The sequence below is a fragment of the Janthinobacterium goodfellowi genome (assembly GCF_051380695.1).
GTDB lineage: Bacteria > Pseudomonadota > Gammaproteobacteria > Burkholderiales > Burkholderiaceae_D > Janthinobacterium.
This window is the reverse complement of the sequence record NZ_JBNYXN010000001.1, coordinates 413,368-426,736: the sequence shown is the minus strand read 5'-3', so window position 1 is coordinate 426,736 and position 13,369 is coordinate 413,368. Positions and strand designations below refer to the sequence as shown.

At 64.0% G+C, this 13,369-nt stretch carries 14 protein-coding genes; 13 read left to right on the top strand and 1 reads right to left on the bottom strand.

The features are described from left to right. Nucleotides 1-63: 63 nt before the first annotated feature. Genes fliD through ACQ4WQ_RS01935 form a run of 6 tightly spaced genes read left to right on the top strand, consistent with a single transcriptional unit; the run spans nt 64 to nt 5,843 of the window. A complete protein-coding gene (fliD, locus tag ACQ4WQ_RS01960) occupies nt 64-2,745 on the top strand; it encodes a flagellar filament capping protein FliD (RefSeq protein ID WP_436494312.1) in 2,682 nt (893 codons plus the stop codon). A gap of 22 nt (nt 2,746-2,767) precedes the next feature. Further along, the gene (fliS, locus tag ACQ4WQ_RS01955; RefSeq protein ID WP_436494310.1) at nt 2,768-3,214 is read left to right on the top strand and encodes a flagellar export chaperone FliS; all 447 of its coding nucleotides are present in this window, start codon (nt 2,768-2,770) and stop codon (nt 3,212-3,214) included. A gap of 3 nt (nt 3,215-3,217) precedes the next feature. After that, complete coding sequence (locus tag ACQ4WQ_RS01950; protein ID WP_436494308.1) at nt 3,218-3,544, top strand: flagellar protein FliT; 327 nt, start codon at nt 3,218-3,220, stop codon at nt 3,542-3,544. A 26-nt stretch (nt 3,545-3,570) separates the two neighbouring features. Further along, the gene (gene fliK / locus ACQ4WQ_RS01945) at nt 3,571-4,752 is read left to right on the top strand and encodes a flagellar hook-length control protein FliK (protein WP_436494306.1); all 1,182 of its coding nucleotides are present in this window, start codon (nt 3,571-3,573) and stop codon (nt 4,750-4,752) included. Continuing rightward, nucleotides 4,745-5,071 (top strand): EscU/YscU/HrcU family type III secretion system export apparatus switch protein, encoded by a 327-nt coding sequence (locus ACQ4WQ_RS01940; protein WP_096238642.1) that lies wholly within the window; start codon nt 4,745-4,747, stop codon nt 5,069-5,071. Before fliK ends, ACQ4WQ_RS01940 begins: the two co-directional genes overlap by 8 nt. Before the next feature lie 25 nt (nt 5,072-5,096). Beyond that, nucleotides 5,097-5,843 carry a flagellar brake protein gene (locus tag ACQ4WQ_RS01935; protein WP_436494305.1) on the top strand — a complete coding sequence of 249 codons (747 nt, stop codon included), beginning with the start codon at nt 5,097-5,099 and terminating at the stop codon, nt 5,841-5,843. Between the two features lie 79 nt (nt 5,844-5,922). Here the strand turns inward: ACQ4WQ_RS01935 and fliE are convergent, their stop codons facing one another. Continuing rightward, nucleotides 5,923-6,225: a flagellar hook-basal body complex protein FliE gene (fliE, locus tag ACQ4WQ_RS01930; RefSeq protein WP_205711475.1), complete on the bottom strand. Its 303-nt coding sequence runs from the start codon at nt 6,223-6,225 to the stop codon at nt 5,923-5,925. Between fliE and ACQ4WQ_RS01925 the strand changes: the two genes are divergently transcribed. The 7 genes from ACQ4WQ_RS01925 (at nt 6,122) to ACQ4WQ_RS01895 (ending at nt 13,194) form a co-directional block, all read left to right on the top strand. Beyond that, on the top strand, nt 6,122-6,478 hold the full coding sequence (locus ACQ4WQ_RS01925) for a hypothetical protein (RefSeq protein WP_314606218.1): 357 nt from the start codon (nt 6,122-6,124) through the stop codon (nt 6,476-6,478). The genes fliE and ACQ4WQ_RS01925 overlap by 104 nt on opposite strands. Nucleotides 6,479-6,563: 85 nt before the next feature. Continuing rightward, a complete protein-coding gene (fliF, locus tag ACQ4WQ_RS01920) occupies nt 6,564-8,279 on the top strand; it encodes a flagellar basal-body MS-ring/collar protein FliF (protein WP_152284687.1) in 1,716 nt (571 codons plus the stop codon). Beyond that, complete coding sequence (gene fliG / locus ACQ4WQ_RS01915) at nt 8,272-9,270, top strand: flagellar motor switch protein FliG (protein ID WP_034787109.1); 999 nt, start codon at nt 8,272-8,274, stop codon at nt 9,268-9,270. Before fliF ends, fliG begins: the two co-directional genes overlap by 8 nt. A gap of 43 nt (nt 9,271-9,313) precedes the next feature. Continuing rightward, entirely contained in the window at nt 9,314-10,027 is a 714-nt protein-coding gene (locus ACQ4WQ_RS01910) for a flagellar assembly protein FliH (protein ID WP_436495942.1), read from the top strand. Next, on the top strand, nt 10,012-11,433 hold the full coding sequence (fliI, locus tag ACQ4WQ_RS01905) for a flagellar protein export ATPase FliI (RefSeq protein WP_436495941.1): 1,422 nt from the start codon (nt 10,012-10,014) through the stop codon (nt 11,431-11,433). The genes ACQ4WQ_RS01910 and fliI overlap by 16 nt, the downstream gene beginning before the upstream one ends. A 32-nt stretch (nt 11,434-11,465) precedes the next feature. Continuing rightward, a complete protein-coding gene (fliJ, locus tag ACQ4WQ_RS01900; protein WP_436494302.1) occupies nt 11,466-11,906 on the top strand; it encodes a flagellar export protein FliJ in 441 nt (146 codons plus the stop codon). 19 nt (nt 11,907-11,925) lie between these two features. Continuing rightward, nucleotides 11,926-13,194: a flagellar hook-length control protein FliK gene (locus tag ACQ4WQ_RS01895; protein WP_436494300.1), complete on the top strand. Its 1,269-nt coding sequence runs from the start codon at nt 11,926-11,928 to the stop codon at nt 13,192-13,194. Nucleotides 13,195-13,369: the final 175 nt, after the last annotated feature.

Sequence of the window (13,369 nt, the reverse complement as noted above, 5' to 3'; positions counted from 1 at the left end):
CTCTCAAGTCCTGATTGATTCTGCCGATAACAGCTTATATTAGCGTTTTCCTAGGAGCATTCCGTGGCCATCACCCCTACAATATCATCCGTTGGCATCGCCGCCGGCGCCAGCGGCCTGGACGTGAACGCCATCATCGACAAGCTGATGACCGCAGAAGCGGCGCCACTGGGCACTTTTGACAAGAAAACGGCGTCCTATCAGGCCAAACTCAGCGCGCTGGGAACGCTCAGCGGTTCCGTCAGCAGCTTCCAGAGCTCGCTGTCGGCACTGACCAACTCGAACAACTTCCGCGCCGTCAGCGCCACGCCATCGGATCCGCTGGTCCTGACGGCCAGCGCCGGCGCCAAAGCCGTCGCCGGCAGCTACAACATCAATGTTTCCCAACTAGCCCAGGCACAGACGCTGACATCCGGCGGCATGGCCAGCAAGCTGTCCACCATCGGCAGCGGCGCCAAGACGACTGTTTCATTCCAGCTCGGCTCGCTCGCCGGCGGCACCTTCGGCGTATCAGGCACGACGCTGGGCGGCAGCACCCTGCTCACGGGCGTGAGCAACGGCTCGCTGATCATCAATGGCACGGCCATCCCGACGGATGCCAGCACCAAGAGCGCGCGCGCCTTGGCCGACGCCATCAACGCCAAGAGCAACACGACGGGCGTCACAGCCACGGCCCAGCCGACAGCCAGCAATGCCACCATGTTCAGCGGTTTCGGCAATATCGCCACCGGCGCGGACGGCACCTATTCGCTGTCGGTCGGGGGTATCGAGATCGTTACCCAAGGTAACGGCGTCGCCGCAGGCAGCGGTATCACGGCCGCCTCGCTCGATACGACGCTTGCCGGTCCGAATGCTGTCTCAAACGCGCTGGCGGCGGCAAATATCACCGTCACCGGCACGGCAGCTGGCGGCAACCTGCAGTTTACGCGTGCCGATGGCTCCAATATCAATATCGAGGAAGTGGTCACAGGCAGCGTCACGGGCGGCATCGGCCATGCCGCCAATTCCGTCAACGACGGTTCGAATGTGACGATTGCCAGTTCGATCACCCTGGCCTCGGGCAACGCCAGCCCCATCACCATTGCCGGCAGCAATCCGGCCGCAGCCGGGCTGACGGCAGGCTCGGGCGGCACCTACATGAATACCAACTTTACCCAGGACGGCACTCAAGCAACGGGGTCGGTGGTGATCGATGCCACCAACAACACCTTGCAGGGCATACGCGACGCCATCAATAACGCGGGCCTGGGAGTGACCGCCAGCATCGTCTCCGATGGCAGTGACAAGCCGTATCACCTGGTGCTCAGTTCAACCAAGACAGGCGCCAATTCGGCCATGAAGATTTCGCTCAGCGGCAGCGATGGCCAGCCTGCCGACAGCGCCCTGAATAACCTATTGTCCTATGATGCATCCGGCACGCAAAATCTGAAGCAGAACAGTGCGGCGCAAAACACCATGTTCAGCGTCAACGGCATTGCCATTACCAGCAGTTCGAACAGCGTCGATACGGCAATCGAAGGTGTCACCTTGGGCATTACCAAGATAGGCACTTCCAATTTGTCGGTGGCAAAAGATACCACGACGGTCAAAACCAGCATCACCGCCTTCGTCAAGGCCTACAACGACCTGAATACCTCGATTAGCAAGATGACAGCCTACAATCCAGATACCAAGACGGGTGGGGTTTTACTTGGAGACGCAACCGTTAAATCGATCCAGAGCCAGTTACGCAGGCAGCTGGGCGCGCCGATTACCGGCCTGAACAGTGGCATGAGCACCTTGAGCCAGGTGGGCATTTCCTTCCAAAAAGATGGCAGCCTGAGCCTAGATACCAGCAAGCTCGACAAGGCAATCAGCACGAACTTCGGCGACATCGCCGGCCTGTTTTCAGCCATCGGCGCGACCACCGACAGCAACGTGGCCTTCACCAGTTCGACTGCCGCCACCAAACCCGGCACCTATGACCTGACCATTACCACGATGGCCAGCCAGGGTTCGCTCACCTCGGATGCAGTATTGCCGGCCAGCACCACGATTGCCAGTGATACCACCTGGAACGTCACCCTCAACGATACGGAACCGTCGGCCGCCAAGAACACGGCCAAAGTGACGATACCGGCCGGCACCTACACCCCTACACAGCTGGCCTCGTTGGTACAGTCGTCGATCAACGGCGTGAAGGCGTTCTCGGACAATGGCTCGACGGTTTCCGCCGCGATCGACGGCACCGGCAAACTGGTCCTTTCATCGAGCCGCTACGGCTCCGTCTCCAATCTGGCCGTGAGCAGCGGCACGGGAACTGGCATCGACACCCTGTTTGGCGCGGCCAAGCCCGTCAAGGGCGCCGACGTGGCCGGCACGCTGGGCGGGCAACCGGTGGTCGGCTCCGGCCAGACCCTGACGGGCGCCCCCGGCTCGCCGGCCGAAGGCTTGAAGATTGAAGTGACCGGCGGCGTCATCGGCTCGCGCGGCACGGTCAGCTTTTCGCAAGGCTATGCCTACCAGTTGAACAACCTGGCCACGTCTTTCCTGGGTACTGACGGTATGATCACCGGACGCACGAACGGCATCAATGAAACCCTGAAATCGGTGGCGGCGCAGCGCGACAAGTTCAGCGCGAAGCTGACCGACATCGAAGCGCGCTACCGCGCCCAATACACGCGCCTCGACGTTACGCTAAGCAAATTGCAGTCCACGCAAACCTATTTGACCCAGCAGCTGGCATCCATCGCCGCCAACCGCTAAGCGCCATCATCAGGAGAAACATATGTTCGGAACTCAACAACGCGGCGTCAATGCCTATGCCAAAGTCGGCCTGGAAACGGGCATCGGCTCGGCCTCGCCGCACAAGCTGATCGTGATGCTGTACGACGGCGCCCTGGTGGCAGTGCTCAGCGCACAGATGCACATGAATTCAGGCAATATTCCCGAGAAAGGCAAGTCGATCTCGAAAGCCATCCAGATCATCGACAATGGCTTGCGCGCCAGTCTGGACAAGGACGCGGGCGGCCAGATCGCCGAAGGCCTCGACGCCCTGTATGAATACATGAGCGCGCGCCTGCTGGCGGCCAACATCCACAACGATCTTGGCATGCTGGAAGAAGTGCAGCGCCTGCTGACCGACTTGCGCGAAACCTGGAACGCCATCGGTACCACGCCGGCCGCCATCCCCGGCGCCGATTTGAAACGTATGCCCAGCCTTGCGAGCGCCTGACCCATGATGACGAACCAAGAAGTCCTGACCACCTACGAAACCATGCAGACCCTGACGGGCCGGATGGTGACCGCCGCCAGCAACGCCGACTGGGACGAGCTCGAAGCGCTGGAACAGCAAGTGAGCGCGCATGTCGAGGCGCTGAAGGCGAATGAAGAAAAAGTCGTGCTGGAAAGCGCGGGCCGCCAGCGCAAGGTCACCCTGATCAAGCAGATGCTGGAAGACGACCGCAAGATCCGCGACCTCACTATGCCGTGGATGGCGCAATTGTCCAAGCTGATCAACAGCACCGGCACCGAACGGCGCCTGGCCAACGCCTACGGCGTCTAAACGCCCACGGGGCAAGGTCAGCTATCATGTTGCCGAAGATGGATGCGATCGGCATGACGCCCCTGACGCCGGTCAAGCCCACGCGGGCGGCCGATGCCGTCGCCGACCCGCGCCAGGCCGAGTTCCAGCGCTCGCTGCAGGGACTGATCGGCAAATCCATGCAGGGACAAGTGCTGGCCCGCATGGGCGATGGCAGCTTTCTCGTGCGCGTGGCCGGCACGCCTGCCCGCATGCAGCTGCCCGCCGGCGCCCAGGCGGGCACGGAAATCCCGCTGACCTTGATCGGCATCAATCCCCGTCCTTCTTTTCAAATCGGCAATAACCGCGACCAGCCCGCCAGCGCCCTGCTGACATATGCGGACGCGGAAGCCGAGCCCGAGGCTGCCGACCTGCGCGGCCCCCAGGCCGGCGCCGCCCAGGCGGGCACGCGCGCCAGCAGCACGGCCGCCACCCTGCTCAGCCGTGCCCCCCTGACGCCAGCCAATCTGCTGCCCGCCCTGGCCGGCGACACCCCTGCGCCCGAGCTGAGCACGACCGCGCGCGCCATCAGCACCGTGCTCAGCCAGGCCGAAAGCGTGCCCGGCGCGCCCCTGTCGCTGGTCGGCAAGTCGCCGCTGATGGCCACGCCGGGTGCCGATCCCGCCCAGGTGGCGCAAAAGCTGCGCGACACGGTCGGCAGCAGCGGCCTGTTCTATGAATCGCATGTGGCCGAATGGGCCGAAGGCAAGCGACCGCTGGCGTCGCTGCTGCTGGAACCGCAGATGCAGAAAGCCCCGCAAGGCGAGACGGCCAGGACGGGCACCGACCTGGCTTCGGCGCAACTGATCAATTTGCAGCTGCATACGCACGAACAGGCGCGCGTGCAGTGGCAAGGCGAAGCCTGGCCCGGCCAGAAGATGCAGTGGGATATCAGCAAGGATGCGCCGCAAGGCCAGCCGCACGAGGGTACGGACGCCGCCGAGGAAGCGACGGCCTGGCGCAGCAATGTGCGCTTCCAGTTTCCCCTGCTGGGCGACCTGGCCGCGCACGTGGTCTTGCAGGGCGGCAGAGTATCCATCCAGCTGCAGGCCGGCAGCGAAGGCAGCGCCGACACCCTGCGCCAGCATGCGGCGCGGCTGGAAGCGTCGCTAGACGCGGCCGGATGGCCGTTGTCATCGTTGACGATCACCGGCAAGCCGGAGGCGGCGGCTGGAGAAGATGATGCTTGACGACACCAAGCGCAAGGTGCCGCAGACAGCCGTCGCGCTCGCCTACCAGAGCGGCACGCCGGCGCCCAAGGTGGTGGCCAAGGGCAGCGGCCTGATCGCGGACCAGATCATCAGCACGGCGCGCGAACACGGCGTCTTCGTGCATGAATCGAAGGAATTGGTGGCCTTGCTGATGGATGTCGACCTGGACCGCCAGATTCCGCCCGGCCTGTATCGGGCGATTGCGGAACTGCTGGCCTGGTTATATCATATTGAATCTGCGAATGGCGGGCCCATCCCGCCGCCGCCCGACACCAGCATCAACCTCACCGATACATAGACAGGCATCAATGCAAGCACATATTATGGATTCCGGCCTCGAAAACTGGCATGATTTTGAAGTGGAATCGCGGCGGGAAATCATCGCCTTGCTGCGCGGCATCAGCGAAAAGAACCAGCTGATCCGCATGCTGATCCACGGTGAATCCGATGTGTGCGTCACGTCCATCCTGGAAGTCGATGCCGACCACAACACCGTCATCCTCGACCGCTCTGTGAACGCCGACCAGAACCGCCGCATGGTGGCCGCCACCGGCATTTCGTTTGAAACCTCGCTCGACAAGATCCGCATCCTGTTTGCCAGCGCCCTGGTGGAAGAGTGCAATTACGGCGGCACGCCCGCCTTGAGAATTGCCATCCCAGAAACATTGATCCGCTTGCAGCGGCGCGAGTATTACCGCATGACGACGCCCGTGAGCAATCCCGTGCGCGTGTCGATTCCCCTGCCGCCCTCGCTGGGCGGCGCCGACACCCTGTTTCCGCTGGCCGACATCAGCTGCGGCGGCATCGCCATCCTCGACAATAAATTGATGCTGGGCGAGACCATCGGTCGGGACTATCCGGGCTGCCGCATCGACTTGCCCGACGTCGGCATCGTCACCGCGACTTTGCAAATTCGCAACTCGCTGGACATGACCCTGCTGAACAACAAGCTGAACCGCCGCCTCGGCTGCCAGTTCGTCGACCTGCCGCGCAGCATGCTGGCGCACGTGCAGCGCTATATCACGCGGCTGGAGCGTGAGAGAAATGCACGGATGGCAGGGTTGGGCTGATCATAGTTAACCCAAAACGCAAGGGCCGGGGTCGGACCCGGCGGGTCCGACCCCAGTCTTCGTTTTGGGTTCTCAACAGTTAAACCTGCATATTCATGATCTCATGATACGCAGAAACTAATTTATTGCGCACCTGCACCGTCGCCTGGAATTCGATGCTCGATTTCTGCATCGACACCATCACGTCCGACAGGCTGACCTTTTCGTCGCCCATGGTAAAGCGCTGGCCCAGTGCCGACGAAGCCTGTTGCGCGCCGCTCACGGAATCGAGCGCGCTCTTGAAGGCATCGGCGAAATTCACCTTCGCCGCCGGCATCTCGGTCTGGATCGCCGGTATTTTCGCCTCCGGCCGCGTGGCCGCCGACTTCAGTTGCGCGATCATCGCCTCGATCCTGCTGCTATCGATACCGCCTGTTTTCACTTTGCCTCCCGATTCTGGTCTGCTTCATATCTGTTCCATGCCTGTTGCACCCAGAGAACAAAACCCTGGCTTGCAAGGCAACGACGGGTACAATAACTTCCGTCACATGTTGCCAGGGTTCCACAATACCAGCGCCAACGCCAGCCGCTCGGCCGAGCAGGCGGCAAAAGCGCCTTCTATTTGGACGATTGAAGCGCGTGACAGTGGCGGATAATTCTGCATATCGCCCCCTCCTCCAGTGGAAGCGGCCCCCACGCATTACCGAACATACCTAAATACACGCGCCCCGGAAGGCAATCATGGCTGTAGCCGAAGAAATCGATGTGAACCGCATACCGCCAGAACCGGCGCCTGCCCGCTCGCCGGTGGAATCCGTGCAAGCCTTCGCCAAGACGCCGATGGGCAAGAATTTCCTGCGCGGCCTGGGCGTGGCGGCGCTGATCGCCATCGGCGTGGCCCTGTACATGTGGAACCAGCCGCCCGAGTACAAGGTGCTGTTTTCCAACTACACGGACCGCGACGGCGGCGCCATCACCGCCTCGCTGGACCAGCTGGGTATCAAGCACAAGTTTTCCGAAGGGGGCGGCGCCATTCTCGTGCCGTCCGAGCAAGTCCACGACGCGCGCCTGAAACTGGCCGCGCAAGGCTTGCCGAAGGGCGGCAATGTGGGCTTCGAGCTGATGGAAAACCAGAAGCTGGGCGTGTCGCAATTCCTGGAACAGGTCAATTTCCAGCGCGCGCTGGAAGGCGAGCTGGCCAAATCGATCGAATCGGTGTCCGCCGTCGATACGGCGCGTGTCCACCTGGCCCTGCCCAAACCGTCCGTCTTCGTGCGCGAACAGCAAAAACCGACGGCTTCCGTGCTGCTGAACCTGCATCCGGGCCGCGGCCTCGACCAGCTGCAGGTGAGCGCCATCGTGCACCTGGTGGCGTCGAGCGTGCCGGAATTGCTGCCGATCAATGTCACCGTGGTCGACCAGGCCGGCACCTTGCTGTCGAACCAGGAAAAGGACAAGGACCGCGCCAACGGCATCAAGAGCCTGGACCCGAACCAGCTGAAGTACGTGCAGCAATTGCAGCAAAGCGTGATCAAGCAGGTCGAATCGATCTTGCTGCCCATCGTCGGCGAAGGCAATGTGCGCGCCGAAGCGACGGCCGATGTTGATTTTTCGCAAAGCGAGCAGGCGGCCGAAACCTACAAGCCGAACTCGCCGCCGGAAGCGTCCACCATCCGCAGCCAGCAAACGAGCGAATCGACGGGCGCCGGCAATGCCAACCCGTCCGGCGTGCCGGGCGCGCTGTCGAACCAGCCGCCGGGCGTGGCCACGGCGCCGCTGACGGCCGAGGCGCCGGGCGCCCCGGGCGGCGCGCCGACGGCGCCGACACAGAAGGAATCGACGACGAATTATGAAGTCGACAAGACCGTGCGCTACGAGCAGAAATCCATGGGCGGCTTGCGCCGCCTGTCGGTGGCCGTCGTCGTCAATTACCGCCGCAGCTTCGACAAGGATGGCAAGGTCACGGTCAAGCCGATTTCGCCTGCCGAAATGGTCCAGATCAATAATCTGGTCAAGGAAGCGATGGGCTACAACAAGGAGCGCGGCGACAGCTTCAGCGTGGCCAACTCCCCGTTCGACGGCATCGACCGCGCGCCGGAAGGCAAGCTGGAGTGGTGGCGCGACCCCGCCAACTTGCCGCTGGCCAAGGAACTGGCGAAATTCCTCATCACAGCCCTGATCCTGCTGTATATCTTCATCAAGATCGTACGCCCGATGCTGCGCCCCGTGATGCGCAAGATCGACGATTTCGGCGCCCCGCCGCCCGTCATCGAGCCGGAACTGAGCAAGGACGGCGAAGAAAACGAAGTCCTGCTCAGCGAAGCGGAGCTGGAAGAACTGGAAGAAGACACGGCCCGCGGCTACCGCGAAAACCTGGCGATGGCCCGCAAACTGGCGCAGGAAGACCCGCGCGTGGTCGCCAACGTCATCAAAGCATGGATAGGCAATAATGACTGAGACAACGGGACTGCAAAAAGCATCGATCCTGATGCTGGCACTGGGCGAGAGCGAAGCGGCCGAGGTCATGAAATTCCTCGGCCCGCGCGAAGTGCTGAAACTGGGCGCCGCCATGGCCACCATGAAGGGCATCGCGCACGAACAGGTGGTCGAGGTGCTCGACGACTTCCGCGCGCAGACGGAACTCAATTCCACCGTCGGCCTCGATTCGGACGAATACATCCGGCAGGTGCTCACCAAGGCGCTGGGCGACGACAAGGCATCCGTGCTGCTGTCGCGCATCCTGGGCGGCAAGGATGCGTCCGGCATCGAATCGCTGAAATGGATGGATTCACAATCCGTCTCCGAGCTGATCCGCAACGAACATCCGCAGATCATCGCCACCATCCTGGTCCACCTGGAACGCGACCAGGCCTGCGAAATCCTCGGCCATTTCACGGACCGCCTGCGCAACGACGTGGTCTTGCGCATCGCCACCCTGGACGGCGTGCAGCCGGCCGCCTTGCGCGAGCTCAACGATGTGCTGACGAAACTGCTGTCGGGTAACGAAAACATCAAGAAATCGTCGCTGGGCGGCGTGCGCGCGGCGGCCGAGATCCTGAACTTCATGAGCGGCGAGCAGGAAGGCTCCGTCATGGACAATATCAAGAATTACGACAACGACATGGCGCAAAAGATCATGGACGAAATGTTCGTGTTCGACAACGTGATCGATATCGACGACCGCGGCATCCAGCTGCTGCTGCGCGAAGTGCAGTCGGAAATGCTGATCATCGCCCTGAAAGGCGCCTCGCAGGAGCTGCGCGACAAGATCTTCAAGAACATGTCGCAGCGCGCCGGCGAGATGATGCGCGAAGACCTGGAGTCGAAAGGCCCCGTGCGCCTGTCGGAAGTGGAGTCGCAGCAGAAACAGATCCTGCAGATCGTGCGCCGCCTGGCGGACGAGGGGCAGATTGTCTTAGGCGGAAAAGGCGAGGATTCGTTTGTCTAATTTGATTCCCAAAGAGCAGCAAACCGCCTACCAGCGCTGGGAAATGACCTCGTTTGGCGACGAGCGTCCCAGCGTGGTGGCGGCGCGCAAGCTGCTCGAACCCGATCCTGAACCCGAATTCGACCCGGAAGTCGATCCGTACGGCGAGCTGCACGAGGAAGAGCCGGCGCCGCCACTCGAATACCCGACGCAGGAAGAACTCGACGCCATCCGCGAGGAAGCGCGCGCCACGGCTTTCGACGAAGGCCGGGCGGCCGGCTATGCGGAAGGCCACGCGGCCGGGCATGCCGACGGCCATGCGCAATCGTATGCGGAAGGCAAGGCGGCCTCGGCCGTGGTACTGGCGCACCTGCAAACCATCGCCGTCGACTTCGGCACGGCCGTGCACCAGGCCGACGAACTGATCGCCAACGACGTGATGGAACTGGCCCTGCAGCTGGCCAGGGGCATGCTGAAGACGGCCCTGCCCGTGCGCCCCGAGCTGATGCTGCCGGTCGTGCGCGAAGCCATCGAATACTTGCCCGTACTGCAACAGCCGGCCTTGCTGATGCTCAACCCGGAAGATGCGCAAGTAGTGCGCGACGGCATCGGCGATGAGCTCGACAAGGGCGGCTGGCGCGTCATCGAAGACCCGTCCGTGGAACGCGGCGGTTGCAAGATCGACACGGCCAGCAACCAGATCGACGCGCAGGCATCCACCCGCTGGCAGCGCCTGACGCATGCGCTGGGCAAGGACCTGGACTGGCTGGCGCCGTGAGCGAGCCCGTCAAAGGCCCCACGGCCCATGCGGCGCGCTGGCGCGCCTACCTGAACGACTGTTCGGCCGTGGTCAGCTTCGTGGAACCGATGCAAATTTCCGGCCGGGTCACGCGCGTGGCCGGCCTGGTGATGGAAGCCGTGGGCTTGCGCCTGGCCGTGGGCGCCGCCTGCACCGTGCCGCTGCCCAATGGCGGCCGGGTCGAGGCGGAAGTGGTGGGTTTTGAAGGCGACAGGCTGTTCCTCATGCCGCAAAGCGACGTCGAGGGCATCGTGCCCGGCACGCGCGTGTTTTCCGTCGAACCGGCCATCCCCCGCCCCGGCAGCGTGGCGCACCCGCGCCGCCGCCCCAGCGACCGCGCGCGCCACCTGCCCGTCGGACCGCAACTGCTGGGCCGCGTGCTCGACGGCGCGGGCCGTCCGCTGGACCAGCTCGGTCCGCTGCACACGACCGACAGCGCCCCCATCAATGTGCGCCCCGCCAATCCCCTGGGCCGCGCGCCCATCGTCGACACGCTCGACGTGGGCGTGCGCTCGATCAATGCCATGCTGACCGTGGGCCGTGGCCAGCGCATGGGCCTGTTCGCCGGTTCCGGCGTCGGCAAGAGCGTGCTTCTGGGCATGATGGCCCGCTACACGGAGGCGGACGTGATCGTCGTCGGCCTGATCGGCGAACGCGGACGCGAGGTAAAAGAATTCATCGAGCAAATCCTCGGCCCCGAAGGCCTGGCCCGTTCCGTCGTCGTGGCCGCGCCGGCCGACACGCCGCCGCTGATGCGCCTGCAGGGCGCCGCGTATGCGACGGCGATTGCCGAGCATTTCCGCGACCAGGGGCAAAACGTCCTGTTGATCATGGATTCGCTGACCCGCTACGCCATGGCGCAGCGCGAAATCGCCCTGGCCATCGGCGAGCCGCCCGCCACCAAGGGCTATCCGCCGTCCGTCTTCGCCAAGCTGCCCGTGCTGGTGGAACGGGCCGGCAATGGCGAGGAAGGCGGCGGCTCGATCACGGCCTTCTACACCGTGCTGACCGAGGGCGACGACCAGCAAGACCCGATCGCCGACTCGGCGCGCGCCATCCTGGACGGCCATATCGTGCTCAACCGCCGCCTGGCCGAGGCGGGCCATTATCCCGCCATCGACATCGAGCAATCGATTTCGCGCGCCGCGCACTCGATCACCACGCCTGAGCACCAGCAGCAGGCGCGCAAGCTGAAACAGCTGTATTCGCGCTACGAGCGCAGCCGCGACCTGATCAGCGTGGGCGCCTACAGCGCCGGCACCGACCCCGTGCTGGACCAGGCCATCGCCCTGCATGAAAAGATCGAAGCGTTTTTGCAACAGCAAATCACGGAACGGGTCAGCATGGACGAGAGCTTGGGGCAACTTACCGCTCTATTCGACTGATTAGGACTTGCATAGCGGGAATATAATCAGCCATGGCTTCTCCTTCCCAACTTGCAACCCTGATCGACCTCGCCCAGCGCGAAACGGATGATTGCGCCAAGCGCCTCGGCGCGGCCCTGAAAGCGCTCGACGATTGCCGCCAGAAGCTCGAGATGCTGTCCGGCTACCGCGACGACTATGCCAAGCGCTTCGAGGCGAGCATGAGCAACGGTATCACGCCCATGGCTTACCGCAACTTCCAGGCCTTCATGGTCAAGCTCGACAGCGCCATCCTGGGCCAGCAGCAAGTGGTCGAGCATGCGCAAGCGCGCAGCGACAATGAAAAGATGCGCTGGCAGCTGGCCGAGCGCAAGCGCATGTCCTACACCACCCTGAACAACCGGGCGCAGGAACAGGCGCTGAAGCTGGAAAACAAGCGCGACCAGAAAGCAATGGATGAGCACGCGGCGCGACAAGCCTATTACAAACGCTAAGCAACACTGAGGCAGCATCATGCAAACCCAGCCAACCCCGATTTCCCAGATCGTCTCGCCGAACGCCACGCCGGGCGCCGCCAACCGCAGCCAGCCGTCCACCAGCGGCACGGCGGGCGACTTCCAGCGCACCCTGAACCGCCAGATCGAACAGCGCCAGGCCAGCCGCAATACAGCCCCAGCGCAAGCGCCGGTGGCGCGTCCCGCCAGCCCTCCTGCCGCCACACAGGCGCCCGCCCAGGCGCCAGCGAACGAAGCGAAGCCGGCGCAAGCAGGTAGCGAACAGGCGGCCGGCAGCGACCAGCCGTCCGCGCCGGTGGCCGAGGCAGCCGCACAAGCGACCGGCGACAACGCGCCGGCCGAGGCCAGCGTCCCCGCCGCAACAGTCGTGCCGCCAGCCGATCCGGCCGCCGACATGCTGGCTCTCGTGGGCAGCATCCAGCTGGCCATCCAGCCGCCGGCAGCCAAGGCCGCACCGGAACTGCCCGCGCGCGCCAGCGTCAAGGCCGACGGCAAGGGCCTGGCAAGCGGTCCATTGCTGGCAGCGGGCCAGGGCAGCGGCAAAGCCGCCGCTGCCGCCGCAGCGCCAGCGGACAGCGGCGGCTTTGCCGACAGCCTGGGGCAGGCACAGGCCAAGACAACAGCCACGCCAAGCGCCAGCGTCCCAAGCGGCAAGGCCGAGCCTGGAAAACTGGCCGTCGATGCGCAGCTGGCCGCCACCGTCAAGGCGGGCACCGCCGTGGCCGAACCGGTCATCAAGGAAACACCTGCCGACCTGAGCCGTCTGGCGGCCCAGTTGCAGCCGGGGGCGCTGCAGCAGGCGGCCGCCGCCGTGGCCGTGCCGGCCGACAAGCTGACGGGCCGGGTCGGCTCGCCGGCCTGGGACCAGCAGCTGGGGCAGAAAGTCGTGTGGATGGCGGCCGGCGGCGACCAGAGCGCCACCCTGACCCTGAATCCGCCCGACCTGGGGCCCGTGCAGGTGGTCCTGACGGTCACCAATGACCAGGCCGACGCTGCCTTCATGTCGGCCCAGCCGGAAGTACGCCAGGCGCTGGAAGCGGCCATGCCGCGCCTGCGCGAAATGATGAGCGAAGCGGGCATCGCCTTCGGCAGCGCCACCGTCTCGGCCGGCACGCCGGAACAGCAAAACCATGGCGAACGCGCCGCCTCGGGCGAACGCCGTGGCAATGGCCAGGGCGGCGGCGTCTCCGGTGGCGAGATCGCCATCGCGCCGGCGGCGGGCGGGCGCAGCCGGCCCAGCCTGAGTGCCGTGGATACCTTTGCCTGAGGACAATTCGTCGTCCGCAGGCCACAGGCGCGCCCCACGGCATAACTTTTCGTATAAAAACAGCGAGTTGAGGGCGCTTCCGCCCTCTTTTCACTGCATCCTTCTGCGCAGAATTTGCCGATAATGACATAATGGCGTCGTGATCCACTTCCATGCACCCGAGTACCATTGAAAG